The organism is Pseudomonas sp. HT11 (assembly GCF_044875395.1).
Lineage (GTDB): Bacteria > Pseudomonadota > Gammaproteobacteria > Pseudomonadales > Pseudomonadaceae > Aquipseudomonas.
Genome location: NZ_CP173217.1, coordinates 6,054,487 through 6,076,990 on the forward strand (window position 1 = coordinate 6,054,487; position 22,504 = coordinate 6,076,990).

At 60.0% G+C, this 22,504-nt stretch carries 20 protein-coding genes; 7 read left to right on the forward strand and 13 right to left on the reverse strand.

Annotation, left to right across the window (positions count from 1 at the left end; genetic code table 11):
* Window positions 1-99: 99 nt before the first annotated feature.
* Entirely contained in the window at window positions 100-507 is a 408-nt protein-coding gene (locus ABWL43_RS28030; RefSeq protein ID WP_106575780.1) for a flagellar basal body-associated protein FliL, read from the reverse strand.
* Window positions 508-657: 150 nt separating this feature from the next.
* Here ABWL43_RS28030 and ABWL43_RS28035 point away from each other — a divergent pair, with 150 nt between their 5' ends.
* Window positions 658-1,635: an NADPH:quinone oxidoreductase family protein gene (locus ABWL43_RS28035; protein ID WP_404485838.1), complete on the forward strand. Its 978-nt coding sequence runs from the start codon at window positions 658-660 to the stop codon at window positions 1,633-1,635.
* Window positions 1,636-1,928: 293 nt separating this feature from the next.
* On the forward strand, window positions 1,929-3,266 hold the full coding sequence (gene glpT / locus ABWL43_RS28040; protein WP_145157973.1) for a glycerol-3-phosphate transporter: 1,338 nt from the start codon (window positions 1,929-1,931) through the stop codon (window positions 3,264-3,266).
* On the opposite strand, the gene ABWL43_RS28045 is transcribed toward glpT, so the two are convergent.
* Window positions 3,263-3,916: a gamma-glutamylcyclotransferase gene (locus ABWL43_RS28045; RefSeq protein WP_145157976.1), complete on the reverse strand. Its 654-nt coding sequence runs from the start codon at window positions 3,914-3,916 to the stop codon at window positions 3,263-3,265. The genes glpT and ABWL43_RS28045 overlap by 4 nt on opposite strands.
* Before the next feature lie 40 nt (window positions 3,917-3,956).
* Window positions 3,957-6,344 (reverse strand): TonB-dependent receptor plug domain-containing protein, encoded by a 2,388-nt coding sequence (locus ABWL43_RS28050; RefSeq protein ID WP_404485841.1) that lies wholly within the window; start codon window positions 6,342-6,344, stop codon window positions 3,957-3,959.
* 322 nt (window positions 6,345-6,666) lie between these two features.
* Here ABWL43_RS28050 and ABWL43_RS28055 point away from each other — a divergent pair, with 322 nt between their 5' ends.
* Complete coding sequence (locus ABWL43_RS28055; protein WP_404485844.1) at window positions 6,667-7,149, forward strand: sn-glycerol-3-phosphate transporter; 483 nt, start codon at window positions 6,667-6,669, stop codon at window positions 7,147-7,149.
* Here ABWL43_RS28055 and ABWL43_RS28060 read toward each other — a convergent pair.
* The 6 genes from ABWL43_RS28060 to ABWL43_RS28085 form a co-directional block, all read right to left on the reverse strand.
* On the reverse strand, window positions 7,146-8,114 hold the full coding sequence (locus tag ABWL43_RS28060; RefSeq protein ID WP_404485847.1) for a CDP-6-deoxy-delta-3,4-glucoseen reductase: 969 nt from the start codon (window positions 8,112-8,114) through the stop codon (window positions 7,146-7,148). The two genes, ABWL43_RS28055 and ABWL43_RS28060, sit on opposite strands and share 4 nt — an antisense overlap.
* Window positions 8,114-9,580, reverse strand: a complete 1,467-nt coding sequence (gene ubiD, locus ABWL43_RS28065; RefSeq protein ID WP_145157988.1) for a 4-hydroxy-3-polyprenylbenzoate decarboxylase — start codon at window positions 9,578-9,580, stop codon at window positions 8,114-8,116. The genes ABWL43_RS28060 and ubiD overlap by 1 nt, the downstream gene beginning before the upstream one ends.
* A 59-nt stretch (window positions 9,581-9,639) precedes the next feature.
* Window positions 9,640-11,643, reverse strand: a complete 2,004-nt coding sequence (locus ABWL43_RS28070) for an acyltransferase family protein (protein ID WP_404485850.1) — start codon at window positions 11,641-11,643, stop codon at window positions 9,640-9,642.
* A gap of 155 nt (window positions 11,644-11,798) precedes the next feature.
* Window positions 11,799-13,058, reverse strand: a complete 1,260-nt coding sequence (gene rho, locus ABWL43_RS28075; protein WP_003176825.1) for a transcription termination factor Rho — start codon at window positions 13,056-13,058, stop codon at window positions 11,799-11,801.
* 234 nt (window positions 13,059-13,292) lie between these two features.
* Window positions 13,293-13,622 (reverse strand): thioredoxin TrxA, encoded by a 330-nt coding sequence (gene trxA / locus ABWL43_RS28080; protein WP_106575789.1) that lies wholly within the window; start codon window positions 13,620-13,622, stop codon window positions 13,293-13,295.
* Window positions 13,623-13,743: 121 nt separating this feature from the next.
* Window positions 13,744-14,439, reverse strand: a complete 696-nt coding sequence (locus tag ABWL43_RS28085) for a FadR/GntR family transcriptional regulator (protein WP_404485855.1) — start codon at window positions 14,437-14,439, stop codon at window positions 13,744-13,746.
* A gap of 255 nt (window positions 14,440-14,694) precedes the next feature.
* Here ABWL43_RS28085 and ABWL43_RS28090 point away from each other — a divergent pair, with 255 nt between their 5' ends.
* From ABWL43_RS28090 to ABWL43_RS28105, 4 genes are read left to right on the forward strand one after another with little or no spacing between them, the layout of a single operon-like run.
* Window positions 14,695-15,480 carry a transporter substrate-binding domain-containing protein gene (locus ABWL43_RS28090; protein ID WP_106575791.1) on the forward strand — a complete coding sequence of 262 codons (786 nt, stop codon included), beginning with the start codon at window positions 14,695-14,697 and terminating at the stop codon, window positions 15,478-15,480.
* A gap of 17 nt (window positions 15,481-15,497) precedes the next feature.
* A complete protein-coding gene (locus ABWL43_RS28095; RefSeq protein ID WP_064454658.1) occupies window positions 15,498-16,166 on the forward strand; it encodes an amino acid ABC transporter permease in 669 nt (222 codons plus the stop codon).
* On the forward strand, window positions 16,163-16,813 hold the full coding sequence (locus ABWL43_RS28100) for an amino acid ABC transporter permease (RefSeq protein WP_262207159.1): 651 nt from the start codon (window positions 16,163-16,165) through the stop codon (window positions 16,811-16,813). Before ABWL43_RS28095 ends, ABWL43_RS28100 begins: the two co-directional genes overlap by 4 nt.
* Window positions 16,800-17,537, forward strand: coding sequence for an amino acid ABC transporter ATP-binding protein (locus ABWL43_RS28105; RefSeq protein ID WP_242199663.1), 738 nt, complete (start codon window positions 16,800-16,802; stop codon window positions 17,535-17,537). The genes ABWL43_RS28100 and ABWL43_RS28105 overlap by 14 nt, the downstream gene beginning before the upstream one ends.
* Here ABWL43_RS28105 and ABWL43_RS28110 read toward each other — a convergent pair.
* The 4 genes from ABWL43_RS28110 to ABWL43_RS28125 form a co-directional block, all read right to left on the reverse strand.
* The gene (locus ABWL43_RS28110; protein WP_404485861.1) at window positions 17,509-18,060 is read right to left on the reverse strand and encodes a hypothetical protein; all 552 of its coding nucleotides are present in this window, start codon (window positions 18,058-18,060) and stop codon (window positions 17,509-17,511) included. The genes ABWL43_RS28105 and ABWL43_RS28110 overlap by 29 nt on opposite strands.
* Window positions 18,050-20,488 (reverse strand): fimbria/pilus outer membrane usher protein, encoded by a 2,439-nt coding sequence (locus tag ABWL43_RS28115; protein ID WP_404485864.1) that lies wholly within the window; start codon window positions 20,486-20,488, stop codon window positions 18,050-18,052. Before ABWL43_RS28115 ends, ABWL43_RS28110 begins: the two co-directional genes overlap by 11 nt.
* 70 nt (window positions 20,489-20,558) lie before the next feature.
* Entirely contained in the window at window positions 20,559-21,257 is a 699-nt protein-coding gene (locus ABWL43_RS28120) for a fimbria/pilus chaperone family protein (RefSeq protein WP_404488499.1), read from the reverse strand.
* Window positions 21,258-21,380: 123 nt separating this feature from the next.
* Entirely contained in the window at window positions 21,381-22,028 is a 648-nt protein-coding gene (locus ABWL43_RS28125; RefSeq protein WP_404485867.1) for a DUF1120 domain-containing protein, read from the reverse strand.
* Window positions 22,029-22,504: the final 476 nt, after the last annotated feature.

Here is a 22,504-nt window from a genome sequence, read left to right on the forward strand (position 1 = left end):
GTTTCAGGTGTACCGCGGCGTATGGTATTGGGGCGGCTTCGCCACCCAACGCGGGGCAAGCCCGCTCGCCACGACACGCCCGCTCGCCACATGGAACCGTTACTGGATGATCAGGTTGTTGAACAACAGGTCTTCCACCACCGGCTTGCCGGTCTCGTCGTTCATCACTTGCTGGGTTTGCTTGAGGGCTTCCTGGCGCAGCTTTTCTTTGCCCTCAACGGTACTCATGGCCTCATTGGTCTGCTGAGTAAACAACGCCACCAACTGATTCCGGATCAACGCATCGTTGGCTTTGACCGCAGCGGCGGCTTCAGGCCCGGTCACGCGCAGGGCGATGTCGGCCTTGAACACCTTGAGTTTTGCGGAGCCGTCCAGGCCATAGTTGCCCACGAACGGCGGCGTCAGGCTGATATAGCTGACCTTCGGTGCCTCGCCTTCTTTCGCTTCTTCGGCCTGGGCTGCCATCGGCAAGGTCAGGGCAAGCATCAACAGGATCCACGCTTTCACAGTTCATTCCTCAAATTCGGTTGCCGGGTAGCATAACGCTAGCAAGGCTGAGCACAAGCTTATGGCGACTTATCAGGCCTGGGCATGCTCGTTGACCCACGGGCGTACCCTCCTACACTTATCGGCCATGACGCCAAAAGGAATAGTCCGATGAAAGCTGTGCTGTGCAAAGCCTTCGGCCCCGCCGAAACCCTGGTGCTGGAAGAGATCGCAAGCCCGGCGATCAAGAAGAACGAAATCCTGCTGGACGTGCACGCGGCCGGGGTGAATTTCCCGGACACCTTGATCATCGAGGGCAAATACCAGTTCAAGCCGCCCTTCCCGTTCTCGCCGGGTGGCGAAGCGGCGGGCGTGATCAGTGAAGTGGGCGAGAAGGTCAGCCATTTGAAAGTCGGCGACCGGGTCATGGCGCTGACCGGCTGGGGCAGCTTTGCCGAACAGGTCGCGGTCCCCGGCTACAACGTGCTGCCGATCCCGCCGAGCATGGATTTCAACGTCGCCGCCGCATTCAGCATGACCTACGGCACCTCGATGCATGCCTTGAAACAACGGGCCAATCTGCAGCCTGGCGAAACCCTGCTGGTGCTCGGCGCCTCTGGCGGCGTGGGCCTGGCCGCCGTGGAAATCGGCAAGGCCATGGGTGCCCGCGTGATCGCCGCCGCCAGCAGCGCCGACAAACTCGCCGTGGCCAAGGCAGCCGGTGCAGACGAGTTGATCAACTACAGCGAAGCCAGCCTCAAGGATGAGATCAAGCACCTGACCGACGGCAACGGTGTCGATGTGATCTACGACCCGGTGGGCGGCGATCTGTTTGACCAGGCCGTTCGTGGCATCGCCTGGAACGGCCGCCTGTTGGTGGTGGGTTTTGCCAGCGGGCGTATTCCCGAGCTGCCGGTGAACCTGGCGCTGCTCAAAGGTGCGTCGGTGGTCGGGGTGTTCTGGGGTTCGTTTGCCCAGCGCCAGCCGCAGGACAATGCGGCGAATTTCCAGCAACTGTTCACCTGGTACGCCGAGGGCAAGTTGAAGCCGCTGGTGTCGCAGGTGTATCCGCTGGAGCAGGCTGCCCAGGCGATCAATGATCTGGGGCAGCGCAAGGCAGTGGGCAAGGTCGTCGTTCAGACCCGCTGATTGATCTGAAACGCGGTCAATGTGGGAGCGGGCTTGCTCGCGAAAGCGGCCTGTCATCAACAAATGTTCTGACTGACCCAGCGCTTTCGCGAGCAAGCCCGCTCCCACATTTGGATTCCCATCGTTCTGAAGAACGCAATCACGACCCACACTTGCCTATTAGCGACATGTTCATAAGAGAACATGCAATCACTCCGATTTCCTGTGTTTGCGGATAAGAGGCGATGCTATTTTCGGTAACGAAACTGTAACATTCGCATCCGCAGTCAAAACAAGAAATTTGGAGCTCTTGAATGTTTGCTTTCTTTCGTCCTGCCGCACACCAGGCGCCCCTGCCTGAAGAAAAAATAGACAGTACCTACCGACGGCTGCGCTGGCAGATCTTCGCCGGTATTTTCTTTGGTTACGCCGGTTATTACCTGCTGCGCAAAAACTTCTCGCTGGCCATGCCGTACCTGATCGACGAGGGTTACACCCGTGGTGAGCTGGGCCTGGCGATGTCGGCGATTGCGATTGCCTACGGCTTGTCCAAGTTCCTCATGGGCCTGGTGTCCGACCGCTCCAACCCACGCTATTTCCTGCCCTTCGGCCTGCTGATATCGGCCGGGGTGATGTTCATTTTCGGTTTCGCGCCTTGGGCAACGTCCAGCGTGACCATGATGTTCATTTTGCTGTTCATCAACGGCTGGGCCCAGGGCATGGGCTGGCCGCCGAGCGGACGCACCATGGTGCACTGGTGGTCGCAGAAAGAACGCGGCGGCGTGGTGTCGGTCTGGAACGTGGCGCACAACGTCGGCGGTGGCCTGATCGGCCCGCTGTTCCTGCTGGGCATGGCCTGGTTCAACGACTGGCACGCGGCGTTCTATGTGCCGGCGACCGTGGCGTTGCTGGTGGCGGCGTTTGCCTTCATCACCATGCGTGACACCCCGCAATCGGTCGGCCTGCCGCCAATCGAGGAATACAAGAACGACTACCCGGAAGGCTACGACGCCAGCCACGAAGACGAATTCAGCGCCAAGGAAATCTTCGTCAAGTACGTGCTGCGCAACAAAATGCTGTGGTACATCGCCTTCGCCAACGTGTTCGTCTACCTGCTGCGCTACGGCGTATTGGACTGGGCGCCGACGTACCTCAAGGAAGCCAAGCACTTCGACGTGGATAAAACCTCGTGGGCGTACTTCTTCTATGAGTGGGCGGGTATTCCGGGCACGCTGCTGTGCGGCTGGATGTCGGACAAGATCTTCCGTGGCAACCGCGGTCTGACCGGCATCGTGTTCATGGCGTTGGTCACCGTGGCGACCCTGGTTTACTGGCTCAACCCGCCAGGCAACCCGATGATCGACATGATCGCGCTGTTCTCCATCGGCTTCCTGATTTACGGCCCGGTGATGCTGATCGGCCTGCAGGCGCTGGAACTGGCGCCGAAAAAAGCCGCGGGCACCGCTGCGGGTTTCACGGGCTTGTTTGGTTACCTGGGCGGTTCAGTGGCAGCGAGTGCGGCCATGGGCTACACCGTGGACCATTTCGGCTGGGACGGTGGTTTTGTGTTGCTGGTGGGCGCGTGCCTGTTGGCGATTGCATTCCTGATCCCAACGCTGTGGCACACCAACAGCGTCAGCGCAGCGCGTTAATCGCCTGAGCAATCCTTTGCACAACGCTTGAGCCGCGCCTCCAGATTTTTATCTGGCATGGCGTGGCTACGCAGGGCGTTAACGGTCTGCTCGACATAATCGCGCGTGGTGCCGTAACGCCCGCAAGCGCTTTGCAGCACGTGATTGAGCACGATATCGGGCAAGTTGCCGGCGTAGCTGGGCAAATGCCGCTCCAACACAAACCCCAACGCTTGTACCTGACTGCCATCTTCTAGACGGCAGCTGAGCCAGTGCGGCCGGTACGAAGGGTAAGGCATCTCGCGTTGCCACAAGGCGTAAAGCGAGGCCTCCAGCTGATCCTCCGGCAAGCGGTAGGCAAACCCGCTGCATGAGCCGCCGCGATCCAGACCGAACACCAACCCCGGCAACTCCGGCGTCCCCCGATGCTCGTGCGACCACAGGTACAAGCCCCGGTGATAGCCGTGAACCCGCGCGCGCATGCGCTGGGTCGACGAGCATTCGGGGCGCCAGATCAGCGAACCATAAGCGAACAGCCAGACCGGCCCACCCTTGTGCTTGGCCATGGTGGCCTGCATCGAACTCATTAATTGCTCGTGAGTCAGTTGCGGCCCCAGATCGAGCCGCGGAGGGTAAGCCAATTGCAAAAGATCGGTTTCAATAACGGTCATGGCGGATCGCTTAGGTCTCCTTTATCACTCAAATAAGCTGTTACCAGTTGTAAGCAACTTTACCGTAATAAAACGCGCCGCTGTAACCGTACGGCGAAAAAGTGCTATAGGCGAGGTTGCCGCCACTGCTGGCGTAAGCGTTGACCTTTTCCGGGTATTTATCGGTGACGTTGTCGCCGCCCAGGGTGAAGGTCCAGTTCTTGAGCTTGTAGTCCGCCGACAGGTCCAACACCCAGGCAGCCTTGAAGGTCTGGTCGTTGATCTTGTCCGCCTGATAACTGGTGAATTCACCGTAGCGAACCAGGTTGCTGTGCAGGGCCCAATGGCCATAGGTGAAATCGTTACCCAGGCTCAGTTTGTGCTCAGGCGTGGTGTCGCCGAGCAAACCGATGCGCTCACGACGGTCCACCCGCACCAGGTTGGCGCCCAGGCTGTCCAGAATCGCCGGGTTAGGCTTCACGTCGGTCACTTTGGTGTGGTTGTAGTTGTAGCCCACGGTGCTGTTCCAGCGGATGCCGTTATCGAACTGGTAGCGATAGTTGGCCACCAGATCGACGCCGTTGGTGCTGGTGTCGGTGGCGTTGGTGAAGTAACGGGCGCTGGTGTAGTTGATGTTGCCAACCCCATTGGCTTGCAGGTAGGCGATGGTGGCCGGGTTGAGATTGAGGTTGGAGGACAGGCTGATGCGATCACGGATGTCGATCCGGTACACGTCGAGCGTCACGGTCAAGTCATCGGCAGGTTCCAGCACCAGGCCAAGGCTGTAGTTGCGCGACTTCTCGGCTTTCAGGTCTTCAGCGCCGAGCAGGCGGGCCACCTGGGTGTTGGCCGGGAACGTGCCGGCTTCCTGAATGGTGTTACCGATCAACTGGGACGAGGTGTAGGCAAAGTTCTGCTGGGCCAGGGAAGGCGCGCGAAAACCATTCGAGACGCTGCCACGCAAGGCCACTTGCGGGGTGAAATCATAACGGGCCGACAGCGAACCGCTGACGTTGGAACCAAAGTCGCTGTAGTCCTCATGACGCACGGCGGCCGAGGCGCTGAGCTTTTCGGTGAAGTTGGTTTCCAGGTCCAGGTACTGGGCCCAGCTATGCCGCGCGCTGCTGCCGGCGTCGGCATCACGGAAACCACCCAGGCCCGAGCTGCCGCTCTGGTAGTAGGACGCGGGCTCTCCGGCTTCGATTTCATAGCCCTGGCGCAGGTATTCGCCGCCAAACGCCACCGACACCGGATACGGCAGAAAGCCCACGTCGAATTCGCGCGACAGGTCCAGGCTGACTTGCTTCTGGTCATTGCTCAGGGTGCCGTTATCGAACTTGCGCGGCGTGGCCAGGCCCAGTGAGGTGTTGATGGTTTCGGTGCTCAGCGCGTACTGGTTCTTGCCGTAGTTGGCCGACAGGTCGTAATGCCAGTCGTAAGCCAGCAAGCCGCGCAGGCCGACGACCAATGAGGTGTCTTCCAGGTTGCCTTTGATCAACGGCAGATAACCATTAGGGTTCAGCGCCGGGATGTTATTGGACGCATTGCTTGCCCGGTAGAACGCCGCCGTCTCGCCGCGACGCTTGCTGTAGCCGCCGAAGGTGTAGAACTGGGCTGCATCGTTGAAGGAATATTCCGAGTTGAACTGGAATTTGCCTTCATTGGTGGCCGGTTCGCCCTGACGGAACACACGCTGGCCATACGTGGTGGAACCGATGCTGCCAGGGCGCAAGTCGTCGCCGGCGCGGTTGGTGTAATCGTTGTCGGCACCTTCGCCCGATACATTGATAAAGCCGTTGTCGCCCAAGGCAAACCCGGTATTGCCGCTGACATTGCGCTGGATGCCATCACCCTTTTTGTACTCGCCGAACTTGGTCGAGATCGAACCGCCGTGGTCGTCGTGCTTGAGGATCACGTTGATCACGCCGGCGATCGCGTCAGAGCCATAACGCGCTGACGCGCCGTCACGCAGCACTTCGATGTGGTCGACTGCCGACAACGGTATCGCATTCAAATCCGCCGGGGCCGAGCCACGCCCCACCGCCCCGCCAAGGTTGACGAAGGCGCTGGTGTGGCGGCGCTTGCCATTGACCAGCACCAGCACCTGATCCGGCGACAGCCCGCGCAGTTGCGCAGGGCGCACCAGTTCGGCGCCGTCCACCAGGCTCGGACGCGGGAAGTTGATCGACGGAATCAGGCGCGCTAACACCGCGCCCAGCTCATCGGAGCCGGTGCTGCGCAGGGTATCGCCGGAAATCACATCAATGGGCGACAGCGAAGCACTGGCCGTGCGCTCTTGGGCGCGAGTGCCGGTGACGATGACGGTGTCGAGTTTTGGTGCATCGGTGGCCGCTGTCTGCGCGGCCATGACGGGATTGAATCCCACAGCAGTCAGCAAATTGGCCGACAAAATTGCTGTGTACAGCGCGTGCTTCTTGTAGCTCCCCATACCGCTCCCCTCAGAATCAAACTTCAGAACGTCAATGCTCTGAGTTCCTACGATCGATCCGGCTGGCGGGCGGTGGCGGTCAGTTATTGGTTATTGGCAGATAGTCGGTAGTCCGTTGAGATATAGCTTAATGATATCTATGTAACAAATTAAATACCTTTAAAGCATAAGCAAAAGCATAAGCGCCGCACCTGTTCATCAGGATTGGGGCCGGCAATCCCGGTAATTTCAGCCGCGGTTCAGCCTGACAACGCGCCAAACCCTCAAAATAGCGCACAGCACGACCCACTTAGCCGTCCAACCGCCTATCGAGGTCGCACCCATGAAGAAGTTTCGATTGCCCAGCCTGTTGTTCCTGGCCCAGGCCACCACCGCACTGGCGGCCGAAGTACCGCCGGCTGATGACAACAAGGGGTTCTGGTACGCGCAGACCAGCGTCTACAACCGGCATTTCGCGCCCGACCCAAAGCACAACAACAACCAGGACCTGATCGGCCTGGAGCGCAATGAAGCGTCAGGCTTTGTGTATGGCGCGGCGACATTTCGCAATTCGTTCAGCCAACGCTCTTACTACGCCTATGCAGGCAAGCGCTATGACATGGCCGACTATCCGGTGTATGTGAAACTCACGGGCGGGTTATTGCAGGGCTATCGCGGCGAGTACCGCGACAAGATCCCGTTGAACCGTTTCGGCGTTGCGCCGGTGATCATCCCGTCCGTGGGGGCCCACTATGGGCCGGTAGCAGCAGAGCTGGTGTTACTGGGCTTTAATGCCGCGATGGTCACCACCGGCCTGCGCTTTTAAGGGCGCGGTGCGTAGGCGAACACATCGGCGCGCATCTGGTGCGCATCCATACCCGCTTCAACCAGCGCATCCAGCGTGCCGTAGATCATCGCCGGCGAGCCACTGGCGTAGACATGCACGGCCTTGAGGTCGCTGATGTCTTCACACACCGCTTCATGCAGGAGCCCGCAACGGCCTTCCCAGCCACAGAGGTCGCTGACCACTTTGTGCAGGAACAGGTTGGGCAGTTTCAGCCACTGGTCCCAATGCTCGATTTCGTAGAAGTCTTCCGGGCGACGCACGCCCCAGTACAGGTGTACCGGGTGCTTGAAGCCAGAGGCGCGGCAATGCTCGATCAGGCTGTGCATCTGCGCCATGCCGGTGCCGGCGGCGATCAGTACCAGCGGCCCGTCCGGCAGTTCAGCCAGGTGAGTGTCGCCAAACGGCAATTGGATGCGAGCCATCTGATTACGCTGCAACTGTTCGAGCAGGTTACGCGCGCTGTCCTCACGGGCCAGCACATGCAATTCCAGCTCACGCCCGGCATGGGGCGCCGAGGCCAAAGAAAACGCCGATTTCTCGCCATTCTCCCGCTCGATCATCAGGTATTGCCCGGCGTGGTAACGCACCGGCTTGCCGGCCGGAGCTCGCAGGCGCACGCGCCATACATCGCCACCGACTTCCACACACTCACTCAATTGGCACGACAACTTGCGCAACGGCAACTCTCCCGGCGCCAGCACGCCATCCCACAACACAACGCAATCTTCCAGCGGCTCGGCGATGCAGGTGTAGAACTCACCATGGTCGCGCACCTCGCCGGCTTGCTGCACCCGCCCTTCCACCAGCAGCGCCGCGCACACATGGCACACGCCATTGCGACAGGCCTGCGGGCACTCGTAGCCCAGGCGGCGTGCACCTTCGAGGATCCGCTCGCCAGGGACCAGTTCCAGTACAGCGCCGGAAGGTTGCAGGGTTACACGCATCAATCTATTCCCAATTCTTTCCAGATTGCATCGACACGCGCAGTCACGGCGTCATCCTTGACAATTACCCGGCCCCATTCGCGCGTCGTTTCACCCGGCCATTTGTGGGTGGCATCCAGGCCCATTTTCGAGCCCAGGCCTGACACTGGTGATGCGAAGTCGAGGTAGTCGATCGGCGTGTTGTCGATCATCACCGTGTCGCGCTTGGGGTCCATGCGCGTGGTGATGGCCCAGATCACGTCGTTCCAGTCCCGCGCATTGATGTCGTCGTCGGTGACAATAACGAACTTGGTGTACATGAACTGTCGCAAAAACGACCACACGCCGAGCATTACCCGCTTGGCGTGGCCCGGGTACGACTTCTTCATCGTCACGATGGCCATGCGGTACGAGCAGCCTTCCGGCGGCAGGTAGAAGTCGGTGATTTCCGGGAATTGCTTCTGCAGGATCGGCACAAACACTTCGTTGAGCGCCACGCCCAGAATGGCCGGCTCATCCGGCGGCCGGCCGGTATAGGTGCTGTGGTAGATCGGTTTGATGCGGTGGGTAATGCGCTCGACGGTGAACACCGGGAAGCTGTCGACTTCGTTGTAGTAGCCGGTATGGTCGCCGTAAGGGCCTTCATCGGCCATTTCGCCTGGATGAATCACGCCTTCAAGGATGATTTCGGCGGTGGCCGGCACTTGCAGGTCGTTGCCGCGGCACTTCACCAGTTCGGTACGGTTACCGCGCAGCAGGCCGGCGAACGCGTATTCGGACAGGCTGTCGGGCACCGGCGTGACGGCGCCGAGAATGGTCGCCGGGTCAGCGCCCAGGGCCACGGAAACCGGGAACGGCTTGCCGGGGTGTTTTTCGCACCACTCACGAAAGTCCAGTGCGCCGCCACGGTGGCTCAGCCAGCGCATGATCACCTTGTTGCGGCCGATCACTTGCTGACGGTAGATGCCGAGGTTCTGGCGGTCTTTGTTCGGGCCTTTGGTGACGGTCAGGCCCCAGGTGATCAGCGGGCCGACGTCGCCGGGCCAGCAGGTCTGCACGGGCAGCATGCCGAGGTCGACGTCATCGCCTTCGATGACCACTTCCTGGCACACGGCGTCTTTGACCACCTTGGGCGCCATGGCGATGATCTTGCGGAAGATCGGCAGCTTCGACCAGGCATCCTTGAGGCCCTTGGGTGGCTCGGGCTCCTTGAGGAAGGCCAGCAGCTTGCCGATCTCGCGCAGCTCGCTGACCGACTCGGCGCCCATGCCAAAGGCAACACGGTCGGGCGTGCCGAACAGGTTGCCGAGCACCGGGATATCAAAGCCGGTCGGGTTTTCGAACAGCAGCGCCGGGCCCTTGTTACGCAGGGTACGGTCGCAAATCTCAGTCATTTCCAGCACCGGGGAAATCGGCATCTGGATACGTTTCAACTCTCCGCGCTGCTCAAGCTGCTGCACGAAATCCCGAAGATCCTTGAATTTCATTAACCATGCCACCCGTAAAATAGGCGTACATCCTACCTGCTCTTACGAGCGCTGGCAGCTTATTGCACATCATTGCGGCTTACATCTGTTCGCACCGAGGCCTGGCGAAGGGTGCGGAAGAACGGCTCCAGGAACCCTTCCACATACCGCGTGCCCACGCTTGAGAGGTGGTTGTCATCGGTATACAGCGACTGGCCGCCGAGTTCGACGCGACACCACCCGTTGGTGTCGCACAGCTTCGGCGCCGGGTCCAGGAGTTGAACACCTGAATCGGCCGCTGCGATCTGCTCAAAGACACTGCTGATAAAGGTTTGACGCTGCTGGTGTTCGGCCAGGGGCAAGCCTTCGCGGTCGGTCGGGCGCCCCAACATGGCCAAACGGCTAAGCCGGTACGGCACATTGAATTCCTGCAGCGGCACTTCCTTGACCAGCCATACCCGATGACCACCGGCGCGTAATTGCTGCACCAAGGTATTCAAACCGTCGCTGAATAGCTGCTCAGCCACGGCGCGGTCATATTTCCCGGTCGCCGGGTCATGGATCGACGCACCGGTATCACCGGAGCGCTGCCCATACACGTAGAGACTCCAGCGCGCCACCAGCACCACATCACTGAAGGGCTCGCGCTTGAGCAACTGCGTAACGCGCTCGTTGAACGCCCCGCACCCTGGAGTGTTTTCTTTGCGGTAGAACGGCAGGCAACCGGCGTAGCCCGCCTGGGTGATGCTGAAGTCGTACTGTTTTGAAGCATCGCTCAACGCCGGAATCAACGCCGAGGCATGGCTGTCGCCCCAGACCAGCGCCTTGACCGTGGCCGCCTGCGGACCGAAATGGCACAACTCACGGTGCTTGTTTTTCTTGTCGTCCGACAAGCAGTTCATAAGCGTGGGACTCCAGGTGTAAGCCTGGGCAAATTGCAGCGCCTGAGGCGGCAGCCGCCACGCAAAACCATCCGACCACACCAGGCTCTTGCCGATCAGGCCGAGGCTGACGAGCGCCATGACGCCCGCGGCCAGGATTGCCCGATTGCCCGCCAACAGACGCCGCTCGCGAAAGGGCCCCTCAACGAATCGCCAGGACCCATAGCCCAGCAACAGGCTCAGGAAAAACAGCCCCGCAATCTCCACAGGCGCCAGGCCGAAAATACTGGCGTACTTGCCAAACACCAGCACCGGCCAGTGCCACAGGTACCAGGAATAGGAAATCAGCCCCACGCCTACCAGCACACGGCTGCCCAACAACCGGCCTACCAGTGTGGCGTGCTGGCCGTTGGCCCAAATAAGCCCCACCACACCCACTACCGGCAACAGCGCTGCAACCCCTGGAAAGGCGGTGCTGGCGTCATAGCCCAATACCGCCACCAGAATCATTCCCAGGCCGATCAAGCTGACGGTCTGCGCCAGCATCGGGCTTGCGCGCTGCGCCCGCGCCGGCATAACGGCCAACATGGAGCCCGCCAGCAACTCCCAGGCCCGCATTGGTAACAGGAAAAAGGCCTTGTCCGGCTCTCGGGACACCGCCCATACGCTGGCAGCAAATGACGCGAGCATCAGCACAAACAAGGCACCACGCCATTGCTTGAGCCGGCTCGACAGCAGCGCCAGCAAGAGTGGGAAACCGATGTAGAACTGCTCTTCAACCGAAAGCGACCACGTGTGCAGCATCGGCTTCATATCGGAGGCTGTATCGAAGTAGCCGTCCTGACGCATAAAGAAGAGGTTGGAGATGAAGATCACTTGGTTGTGAATCGAGCGTCCCAGCTCTGAATAGTCCTTGGGCGCCATCAAAAACCAGCCAACCACCAATGACACGAACATCATGACGACCAGTGCCGGCAGGATGCGCCGGGCCCGGCGAGCCCAGAAATCGAGAAAACTGAAACGCCCGGCCTCACGCTCGCGCCAGATGATCGAAGTGATCAGGAACCCTGAAATCACAAAGAACACGTCAACGCCAACAAAGCCGCCAGTGACGCCTGGAACTCCAAAATGGAACAGCACAACAGCCAGGACAGCGATGGCACGCAGGCCGTCAACGTCCCTTCGGTAAGCAAGAGCGGTCATAAATCGTAGGTCAGCCTGATTCGAATGGGGATGAGCGTAGCCGCACTCAGTCTATTTGTTTCTTAACTGACACTATTGTCCTGCAAAGCTCCCTTTCTCGACACAAAAAAAAGGCGCCCCGAAGGGCGCCATTTTTTCAGACCTGGAGCGTCGTGTTACTTACGCTTCATCGACAGGAAGAACTCGTCGTTGGTCTTGGTGGTTTTCAGCTTGTCGATCAGGAACTCGATGGCGGCTACTTCGTCCATCGGGTGCAGCAGCTTGCGCAGGATCCACATGCGCTGCAGTTCGTCGTCGGCAGTCAGCAACTCTTCGCGGCGGGTGCCGGAGCGGTTGATGTTGATCGCAGGGAACACACGCTTCTCAGCGATACGACGGTCAAGAGGCAGTTCCATGTTGCCGGTACCCTTGAACTCTTCGTAGATCACTTCGTCCATTTTCGAGCCGGTTTCAACCAGCGCGGTGGCGATAATGGTCAGCGAGCCGCCTTCTTCGATGTTCCGCGCAGCACCGAAGAAACGCTTTGGTTTCTCCAGGGCGTGGGCATCGACACCACCGGTGAGGACCTTGCCGGAGCTCGGGATCACGGTGTTGTAGGCACGGGCCAGACGGGTGATGGAGTCGAGCAGGATCACCACGTCTTTCTTGTGTTCGACCAGGCGCTTGGCCTTCTCGATCACCATTTCGGCAACCTGCACGTGGCGGGTTGGCGGCTCATCGAACGTGGAGGCAACCACTTCGCCGCGCACAGTGCGCTGCATTTCGGTTACTTCTTCCGGACGCTCATCGATCAGCAACACGATCAGGTGAACTTCCGGGTTGTTACGAGCGATGTTCGCTGCAATGTTCTGCAGCATGATGGTCTTACCGGCTTTCGGCGGTGCGACGATCAGACCGCGCTGGCCTTTACCGATCGGGGCGCACAGGTCGATGACACGACCGGTCAAGTCTTCGGTGGAACCGTTACCGGCTTCCATCTTCATGCGCACAGTCGGGAACAGCGGGGTCAGGTTCTCGAAGAGAATCTTGTTTTTCGCGTTCTCGGGACGGTCGAAGTTGATCGTGTCGACCTTGAGCAGGGCGAAATAACGCTCGCCTTCCTTAGGAGGGCGGATCTTGCCAACGATGGTGTCACCGGTGCGCAAGTTGAAGCGACGGATCTGGCTCGGCGAGACATAGATGTCGTCTGGGCCGGCAAGATAGGAAGCGTCTGCAGAGCGGAGGAAGCCGAAGCCGTCCTGGAGAATCTCCAGCACGCCATCACCGGAGATTTCCTCGCCGCTTTTCGCGTGCTTTTTGAGCAGGGAGAAAATCACGTCCTGCTTGCGCGAACGGGCCATATTTTCTATGCCCATTTCTTCGGCCAATTGGAGCAGGTCGGTAATCGGCTTTTGCTTGAGTTCAGTCAGATTCATATAGGAATGACGTAATCATTTATGGAGGGGGGAAATTAAGCTTTTGGCTTAATGAGGCCGCGCCGCAGAGAAGGCGACAGGATCGCGTACTAATCGAAAAGGAATGCGTCGGCGACGGCTTGCAGGGGGCAGTGGAGAAACCAGTGCGGGGCCGAATGTACCACCTGAATTTCGGAGCGTCTAGCCCTGTTTCACGAAAAAGCCCCGCAATTTGCGGGGCTTTTTTGGCGACGATTAAATGTTCGCGTCGAGGAAAGCTTGCAGCTGGGACTTGGACAGCGCGCCTACTTTAGTGGCTTCGACGTTGCCGTTCTTGAACAGCATCAGGGTCGGGATACCACGCACGCCGTGCTTGGCCGGAGTCTCCTGGTTATCGTCGATGTTCAGCTTGGCGATGGTCAGCTTGCCGTCGTAGGTGGTTGCAATGTCGTCCAGAACAGGGGCGATCATTTTGCAAGGGCCGCACCATTCAGCCCAGTAGTCAACCAGGACCGGGCCTTGAGCCTTGAGTACTTGTTCCTCAAAGTTCGCGTCGGTGACGTGCTTGATAAGATCGTTGCTCATGGATGTCTCCGGATTGTAAGCAAAAAAAACGTGGCCCATCATAGCCGCCCTTCCCCCGTTCAGGAAGCCGCCTCTGATTGACTCTTGCTATGGTGACGCATGAGTTTGGGTATAGCTCAACTTACGGTGTCACGGGAGTCACGAAGGCAATGCCAGTGCGCAATGCCGCATTGCGTACGTGTTCCTGCATGGTTTTCTGTGCTTGCGCACTGGCGCGCCGAGCCAGTGCACGCAGTATCTTGCGGTGCTCCTGCCAGGTTTCCATGGCTCGTTCCGGCCGGATGAACGGTAGTTTCTGGCTCTCCAAAAACACCTCGGCTCTGGCACTCAGAATGCTCACCATCGCCTGGTTACCACTGGCCAGCAGAATCCGCTGGTGAAATTCGAAGTCGAGCCGTGCAGCGGCTTCAAAATCGCCGGCCTTGAGCACCTTGCGCATCGCCTCGACATTGTCTTCCAGGCTGTCCAACTCATCGATGCTCAACGTTACGGCCGCCAGCCCGGCGGCAAAACCCTCCAGCGCATAGCGCAGCTGGAAGATATCCAGCGGTGTGGCCTGGGCGGCGAAAGGCCAGGCAAAACCCGGCGCCTCCTGCACCTCTTGCACAAACACACCCTTGCCCGGCTGCACGCTGACCACGCCCAGGGCACTCAATGACGACAACGCCTCGCGCAGCGATGCCCGACTCACGCCCAACTGCACCGCCAGGTCGCGCTGTGAGGGCAACGCATCGCCCGCTGCAAAGCCCTGCTCCTTGATCAGTTTGCGGATGGCCTGCAGGGCCGCTTCCGGTACGGCTTGGGCGATGGAATTCATAAAAAACTCATAGTTCCAGACAACTGAGCCGCTAGTTGTAAAGCTATTCGCAGCCGGCGGCAAGCCACGCCCCAAAGGGGCTCGCGGGCTTTTACCAGCGCTCGAAAAAGGTGCGAAAAGCGCAAGCACTGTTCAGACCAGTAAGACCACCGCACCTCAATAAATCCCGGCCCTGCAGGCGATACCAGCAGTGATGGCATGGGCTGTGCACTGAGCAAAATCAGAAAATCCCTTCGCCCTTTTCGGAGAGTTGCCATGACCAAGCGCTACAGCGCCCTGCTCACTGCCCTGTTTGCCAGCCTGATGCTGAGCCAGGCACCCGCCCAGGCCAATGGTCTGGACGACATCGTCGCCCGTGGCACCCTCAAGGTCGCCGTGCCTCAAGACTTCCCGCCGTTCGGCTCGGTCGGCCCCGACATGAAGCCCCGCGGCCTGGACATCGACACCGCCAAGCTGCTGGCTGACCAGCTCAAGGTCAAACTGGAGCTGACGCCGGTCAACAGCACCAACCGCATTCCTTTCCTCACCACCGGCAAGGTCGACCTGGTGATTTCCAGCCTGGGCAAGAACGCCGAGCGGGAAAAAGTCATCGATTTCTCCAAGGCCTATGCCCCTTTCTACCTGGCGGTGTTTGGTCCGCCTGACGCGCCGATCAGCACCACCGACGACCTCAAGGGCAAGACCATCAGCGTGACCCGCGGCGCCATCGAAGACATCGAGTTGACCGCCGTTGCGCCCAAGGAAGCCACGATCAAGCGCTTCGAAGACAACAACTCGACCATCGCCGCCTACCTGGCCGGCCAGGTCGACCTGATCGCCAGTGGCAACGTGGTGATGGTGGCAATCAGCGAGCGCAACCCGAAACGCGTGCCGGCGCTGAAAGTGAAACTCAAGGACTCGCCGGTCTACGTGGGCGTGAACAAGAACGAGCCGGCGCTGCTGGAGAAGGTCAACCAGATCCTGGTAGCGGCCAAAGCCGACGGCAGCCTGGAGAAAAATGCGATGCAGTGGCTTAAAGAGCCGCTGCCCGCCGACCTTTGAAGCGACGGAGCTGATTCATGGCGTATCAATTTGACTTTATGCCTGTGCTCGCCAACACCGACCTGCTGTTGCGCGGCGCGCTGTTCACGCTTGAGCTGACGGCCATCGGCGCGATTCTCGGGGTGGCCCTGGGCACCGTCGGCGCCGTGGTGCGGGCCTGGAAGATCCAGCCGTTTGCGTGGTTCTTCGGTGTGTATGTCGAGTTGATCCGCAACACGCCGTTTCTGGTGCAGTTGTTCTTCATCTTCTTCGGCCTGCCCTCGCTGGGGCTGAAAATCACCGAATGGCAAGCCGCCGTGCTGGCGATGGTGATCAACCTGGGGGCCTACTCCACCGAGATCATCCGCGCCGGCATCCAGGCCATCCCTCGCGGCCAGCTGGAAGCCGCTGCCGCACTGGCAATGACGCGTTTCGAGGCGTTCCGCCACGTGGTGCTGCTGCCGGCGCTGGGCAAGGTGTGGCCGGCCCTGAGCAGCCAGATCATCATCGTGATGCTCGGCTCGGCCGTGTGTTCGCAGATCGCCACCGAAGAGCTGAGCTTTGCCGCCAACTTTATTCAGTCGCGCAACTTCCGCGCATTTGAAACCTACGCGCTGACCACGCTGGTGTACCTGTGCATGGCGTTGATGATTCGCCAGTTGCTCAACTGGATCGGCCGGCGGTTTGTGATGAGGAACAGCCGATGAGTGATTTTTCGTTCTGGGACATCGTGCGCAACCTGGCGGTTGGCCTGCAATGGACCCTGTTGCTGTCGTTGGTGGCGTTTGTCGGCGGCGGCCTGATCGGTCTGCTGGTGATGACCATGCGCATCAGCCGCAAAGCCTTCGCGCGCAATATTGCGCGCACCTATATCGAACTGTTTCAGGGCACGCCGCTGTTGATGCAGCTGTTCCTGGTGTTTTTCGGCATCGCCCTGTTGGGCGTGGATATTTCGCCCTGGCTGGCGGCGGCCATTGCCCTGACCCTGTTTACCAGCGCCTACCTGGCCGAGATCTGGCGCGGCTGCGTCGAATCCATCGCCCACGGGCAATGGGAAGCGTCGGCCAGCCTGGCACTCAACCCGCTTGAACAACTGCGCTACGTGATCCTGCCCCAAGCGCTGCGGATTGCCGTGGCACCCACCGTGGGTTTCTCGGTGCAGGTGGTCAAAGGCACCGCCGTGACCTCGATCATTGGCTTTACCGAACTGACCAAGACCGGCGGCATGCTCGCCAACGCCACCTTCGAACCCTTCATGGTCTACGGCTTGGTGGCCCTCGGTTACTTCCTGCTCTGCTACCCCTTGTCCCTCAGTGCCCGCTACCTGGAAAGGAGACTGCATGCCTCTGCTTAGAATTTCCGCCCTGCATAAGTATTACGGCGATCACCACGTACTCAAGGGCATCGACCTGACAGTCGAAGAAGGCCAGGTGGTGGCGATCATCGGCCGCAGCGGCTCGGGCAAGTCCACCTTGCTGCGTACCCTCAATGGCCTGGAATCGATCAACGACGGTGTGATCGAAGTCGATGGCGAGTACCTCGATGCCGCGCGCGCCGACCTGCGCAGCCTGCGGCAGAAAGTCGGCATGGTGTTCCAGCAGTTCAACCTGTTCCCGCACCTGACGGTGGGCGAGAACGTCATGCTCGCGCCGCAAGTGGTGCAGAAAGTGCCCAAGGCCAAAGCCGCACAGCTCGCCAGGCAGATGCTGGAGCGCGTCGGGCTGGGGGAAAAGTTCGACGCCTTTCCGGATCGCCTGTCCGGTGGCCAGCAGCAACGCGTCGCCATTGCGCGCGCACTGGCCATGTCACCCAAGGTGCTGCTGTGCGACGAAATCACCTCGGCCCTGGACCCTGAACTGGTCAATGAAGTGCTCAGCGTGGTGCGTCAACTGGCCAACGACGGCATGACCCTGATCATGGTGACCCACGAAATGCGCTTCGCCCGGGAAGTCGGCGACAAACTGGTGTTCATGCACCAAGGCAAAGTGCATGAGGTGGGCGACCCCAAGACATTGTTCGCCAACCCCAAAACGCCGGAATTCGCCAACTTCATTGGCTCGGTGGAACAGCCGAGCTGACCAGTTCGAAACTGCCCTGCGCCTCAAGGTGTGTTTCGCTACGCACCTGGAAGGCGTCGGCAGCCAGGTCGGTGTCGATATCGACCTGGGCCGTGAATTGACGTCCTGCCCTCGGCCCCCCGGCCACTCGCGCTATCAACGTCTGACCGGGCAACAGGTGCCCGCTGACCGTCTCGCCGGGTGAGTGCGCGAGCGCCCAGCCGACGGCCTGCCCATCTAAACGGGCGTGTTTGAGGTTCAGGCGCAAACGCCCCTGGCGCCCAAAACGAAAGCCCTCGCCATCGGTAGCCACGCCGATAAAACGCAACGCGATTGCCGCGGGCTCAGCACACAGTACATTCACGCTCAACGAGCGAGTGCCGAGCGCCATGGAAGGGCTTTCAACGAGCGCCTCCCTGCGAATAACGCCGTAGTCTATGCGCGGCTGGCTCACCGATAACCGGCAATTTTCAGCCCGGGCATCAGGCGTCGCGAGCAGTGCGCAGAGCATGACCCAGGGCACGCTTTTAAGCTTAACGGCCATGGCACACCGCCGAGGTGGTTTCATAGAACTTGTCATTGTCGGGTTGGCTCTTGAGGTCAATGCGTAGCAGGCAGGTGGAAGCGTCCGGCAATGAAACACGCAGGCTTTGCGCCTCATTGACGTCATTGAGGAACACCATGCCCTCGCCCACCACGCTGGTCAGGAAGCGATCGCCTCTGCCGAACACCGAGGCACCCTGGGGCAATGGCCGGCCCTGCTGATCCTTTGCAGTGAGCAAAATACGGCGCACTTTCACCACATCGAAATCCACGGCATTGAAGGATCCACGGCCCGCCGTGAGCACCTGCGTGCCGTTTTTCAGGTCGACGCGCCTGGGCAAGGACGGGGTCTGCACCTCGACCCGGCTGTTGGTGTAGGCCGGCAGGCCTGCGATCACGGCTTGCCCGCTGAAATCGGTCCACACCGGGCCTTGGGGGGTCTCGACTTTTGCCGCGCCGATATCCCCCACAGAGACGATGCCGAAGGTGTCCTGCACGGGGTAAGGCGAAAAGGTCAGCCCGCCTGCGTGAGCCACCACGCCGCCTTGCAACTGCCCGGTGTAACTGGTGCCCTGCGGGTCGCGGCTGACACCCAGGCCGACCCGGGTATAACGGGGCAGCAGGTCCACCTGCCCGCGCACCGATGCCTGCCGGGCCTTGAGGTCGCGCTCGACGCCCACTTCGTAATTCACATACTCGTTGACCCGCTCGCTGAGCGATGTACCGGCGGTTAACTGATCACCGCGACGACTGGTGTAACTGTGCACACGACGGTCCCCACCCAATGGCACGCTGACCTGCAACCGCACGGACAGGTCGTTGTCCAGCGCCCGTTCGCGTCGGTTGCCTGCACGCGTGACGTCACGATCCGACCGCGTGCCGCCCACTTGCGAATCGGCAATCAACGCGACATCGGCGCGGCTGAATGACTTGTTCCACGAGGTAAACACATGCTCGCTCGTTCGCCCGTCAAATTGAGCGCTGCGGGTATAGCCCAGCGAGAACACACCCAGCATGGGGTCGGCCCAGCTCATGCCTGCCGTGTACTGGTTCTTGAAGCGCGAACCCAATTCGTCGGGCCGGGCGACGCGGCCGGCTTCAGTGACCTCACGATAACCCTGGGTCTGGGTGGTCGCACTGAGGTTGACGTCAACATTGGCCAGCACCGGGCTGCTCACGGAGACGCTGCTGCGCGACCCGGACACTGCGTTTTTGCTGTCTCGCGACAGGTTGTGACGTGCCCCCACGGAAACCCGCTGCATGAACACGCTGCTCAGGGTGCCGCCCGCCGACCCATAGTCATCGGCGCTCAACAAACCAAAGCCCGCCGACGAATCGCGCCCCAGCCCCCAAGTGCCGCTGGCCATGGCGACCCGCGGTGACGGCCCCTCTTCGAGGGTGTTTTTGCGCAGTTTGCCAACCGAAAAATAATATCCAGGCGCCGCCGGGCCAGCCCCGGCGAACGAAGCCGCCGGCACCACGAAGCTGCGCCTGACTCCGCGCACATCGATCACGCTGACGTCCAGGTCACTGGTGGCATTGAGCAAAGGCAACCCCGCAAGCCTGAACGGGCCTTCGGGCACCAACGTGCTGTGGATCAACGCGCCGGACTGGCGCACTTCAACCCGCGACTGGCTCTGGGCGAGGCCTTCGACCACCGCATTGTTGCCGCCCGCAGCGGCACGGGATTGGCCATCGGGGTAAAACTGCAGCCCGGACAACTGGACCCCGCCAAACAACGGGTTATGGCTGGAAATCTGGCCGACCTGGAAAGTCGACTGCAACGCGGTCACATCCCGTTGGGCAAAAGCGTAAAGGTGTTCGGTACGGGTCTTGCCGTTGTCGGACACATAGAACTGGCGACTGCGAACCACCCAATCCTCAAGGTTGAAGCCTGCCTCGGTGTAGGCCGAGATGAACCGGCTGGGCCCACTGCGCGAATGGCTGTCCAAACCCAGCACGTCATAGTTGAACAGCGCTGCTGCGCCGCCCGTGGAAAAGGGCCCGGCCTCCCACTGCGGCGCACGCAATGACTGGGTCGGCACAACCAGCGTCACTTCCTCGGTACCGGGACGCAGCCTCAGCATTGTGGTCGGGAAAGCAGCGAGAAAGTCATGACAGGTCGCGTCCGGTGTAGCGCCTTCGTGGAGGATTTCGCGCGGCTTTACCAGCCCGGCTTTTTCCAGCAGCCCAGGCGTAAAACACAATCGCCCCTCGTGATCGAAACGTGCATCCACCAGCCCAAGCGGGTTTCCATTGACCCGCAGGCCCACCACATGGGCACCTTCACGAAAGCGCGCTGCACTGCGAAAGTAGTCGGAGACCTTTGGGTCAATACCGTGGGTTGTCAGTGCCGCAAGGTCAAAGCCCTCTCCCAGCTCCAGCGCAGAAACAACGCCGGGCAAGCTCCAAAGGGCTGCAAACCCCATGATCAACGTGGGCCTGCCGGGCCCGAAAAATGCCGCAATGCGGTGACTCGAAGGGTTCATCATCGGCCGATCAACCCTCATCGGTGTGGATCGGGGCGCGGTAGTTTTCTACCGAAAACCCATAGACCGTGGCGGGCTGGATCTCGACCTCGGCCATACCGTCCAGTGGGCCATCAACCTGTGCGGTCAATGCTTCACCGGGCAAAAGGTAGACGCGCGGCAACGTGGCCGGGGCGCCTTGTGGAAGCAGCCGCACCTCCGGCGCCAGGCGCACCACATAGGCACTGTCGTTATGGACCGTGAGGCCCTGCCCGGTCCGCCTCCACTTCAGCAGCTCCCAGGGTGTTGAGTGCCGAGGCAAACCTTTGGGGTGCAGGATCAGCGGCAAATTCTGCCGAAGGGTGATACCGATGGTCGCACCGCCCGCCGTGCGCGCCTGGGGGATGCCCTCGAACGACACGCGCTTGAGGCGTTGGGTCTTGAGCGGCTCACTCTGGGTGCTGATAAAACGCACCAGCTGCGTGTCGCCCGCTTCCACTCGCGTAATGGGCGGGGTGACGATCAACAGCAGTTGCTGGTCCTCGGGCACGTTCTCCACCACCGAATGAAGCAACGCCGGCCCTGCATCGGTGTTCTTGATGTTTATTGTGGCTTCGCCCTCTTCCTCATAAAGCATCACCACTGTTGTTTCCGGCAGCATGCCGTCCGCCTGTGCAACACCGGTAAAAAAACCACAGGCACTTGCACTCCAAAACACTATAAAACTTATGATTGAAAACCCACGCACTCGACGTCCCCCACAACCGACAAAGTTGACAATGGGCAGTTAAACGCCCACAAAAAAACAGCCAACCAGAAAGTGTCAGTTTCTTGATTGGCTGTTTTGCGCTGTTTAGATGTAACTCAATACCAGTGTGGCGCGCCCATCAAGGGAGACATCGCGACTCAAGTCCAGATCCTGCGCCCGGTTGATGACCGCCTTCACCGCAAGCGTGCCGGTCAACTGGTTAATAGAGGCCGGCGTAAAGGTGGTGCTATTGCGCCACGAATACTGGGCAGGCGCTTGAGCAACTTTGCCATCGCTGCTCAGCCAAACGCCGGCGCCATTACGCAGGATGGGATACAGCGCCACACCGGCAGAACGCAGATCCCTGAGCGTGACCGAATAGCCACCGGTTCGCCGAGCGCCTACGGAACCCAGACCAAAATTCTGCGCCTCGGTAAAGCCTGGGCCCAGGACACCTGGCACTTTGCTGCCCGCCTGCAAGTCGGTGAAGGAGAGACCGAACCTCGCCGGCGTTGTACCGCAATTGACCACCAGGGAAGTGGTCTTCTCTTCGCGCGTGTTGAACGCGGTCTGGGATAATTCGCCGGAACGAATCGTGCCGTAATCAATGATGCCGCTGCCGGCCAGGCTGAGGTTACAGGCGGCGGGTGTAATCGTGCCCCTGACGACCAGCTGGGCGCTGGTGGTCGCCTGAGCGGTCAGGGTTGCAGCCAGGCAGGCGATACCGAGAGTCAAACCAACAATTGTTTTCATTTTTGTCCTGTCACTACGAAGTTAACAGGCGCTGTTTATTCGCGTTCTGGCGAATCCATCGCCCAACCACTTATCTTCCCGGACATACATAACGATAAATAAATAACACCCAGGCAACATTGCCGAGTGACAGTCTGTCGCTTTGGTACCTCATTAAAAAATCGGACAACACATCAGTTATTGTCGGAGTGATGAAAATAAACAGTGGCTCTCAGTTAATAACAAGGTAGTCCATAACAAAACAAACTAAGAGAACAGCGACTCAACCATTGTAGGCAAATTCAAAATCCGCCTTAAACACTACAAAAGCCAAAATGCCTACATCATCGACTGACTTATTCGTCGCATGCTTACAAAACCGGCCTACATTTCCCACATGAATTCCCCACAGACAGCATCAGGCAAATTACTGAAGCACAACGCGTTGGCGCCAGCGTTCGATCGTGGCACGATGGTCAGGTTATCGACCGAGACCC

Coding starts and splice junctions, on each gene's coding strand:
- ubiD (WP_145157988.1), bottom strand. CDS start 9,580: ATGAAATTCAAGGATCTTCGGGATTTCGTGCAGCAGCTTGAGCAGCGC.
- glpT (WP_145157973.1), top strand. CDS start 1,929: ATGTTTGCTTTCTTTCGTCCTGCCGCACACCAGGCGCCCCTGCCTGAA.
- ABWL43_RS28085 (WP_404485855.1), bottom strand. CDS start 14,439: ATGAATTCCATCGCCCAAGCCGTACCGGAAGCGGCCCTGCAGGCCATC.
- ABWL43_RS28070 (WP_404485850.1), bottom strand. CDS start 11,643: ATGACCGCTCTTGCTTACCGAAGGGACGTTGACGGCCTGCGTGCCATC.
- ABWL43_RS28050 (WP_404485841.1), bottom strand. CDS start 6,344: ATGGGGAGCTACAAGAAGCACGCGCTGTACACAGCAATTTTGTCGGCC.
- ABWL43_RS28105 (WP_242199663.1), top strand. CDS start 16,800: ATGCCTCTGCTTAGAATTTCCGCCCTGCATAAGTATTACGGCGATCAC.
- ABWL43_RS28100 (WP_262207159.1), top strand. CDS start 16,163: ATGAGTGATTTTTCGTTCTGGGACATCGTGCGCAACCTGGCGGTTGGC.
- ABWL43_RS28060 (WP_404485847.1), bottom strand. CDS start 8,114: ATGCGTGTAACCCTGCAACCTTCCGGCGCTGTACTGGAACTGGTCCCT.
- ABWL43_RS28110 (WP_404485861.1), bottom strand. CDS start 18,060: ATGGCCGTTAAGCTTAAAAGCGTGCCCTGGGTCATGCTCTGCGCACTG.
- ABWL43_RS28045 (WP_145157976.1), bottom strand. CDS start 3,916: ATGACCGTTATTGAAACCGATCTTTTGCAATTGGCTTACCCTCCGCGG.
- ABWL43_RS28090 (WP_106575791.1), top strand. CDS start 14,695: ATGACCAAGCGCTACAGCGCCCTGCTCACTGCCCTGTTTGCCAGCCTG.
- ABWL43_RS28115 (WP_404485864.1), bottom strand. CDS start 20,488: ATGGGGTTTGCAGCCCTTTGGAGCTTGCCCGGCGTTGTTTCTGCGCTG.
- trxA (WP_106575789.1), bottom strand. CDS start 13,622: ATGAGCAACGATCTTATCAAGCACGTCACCGACGCGAACTTTGAGGAA.
- ABWL43_RS28035 (WP_404485838.1), top strand. CDS start 658: ATGAAAGCTGTGCTGTGCAAAGCCTTCGGCCCCGCCGAAACCCTGGTG.
- rho (WP_003176825.1), bottom strand. CDS start 13,058: ATGAATCTGACTGAACTCAAGCAAAAGCCGATTACCGACCTGCTCCAA.
- ABWL43_RS28055 (WP_404485844.1), top strand. CDS start 6,667: ATGAAGAAGTTTCGATTGCCCAGCCTGTTGTTCCTGGCCCAGGCCACC.
- ABWL43_RS28125 (WP_404485867.1), bottom strand. CDS start 22,028: ATGAAAACAATTGTTGGTTTGACTCTCGGTATCGCCTGCCTGGCTGCA.
- ABWL43_RS28095 (WP_064454658.1), top strand. CDS start 15,498: ATGGCGTATCAATTTGACTTTATGCCTGTGCTCGCCAACACCGACCTG.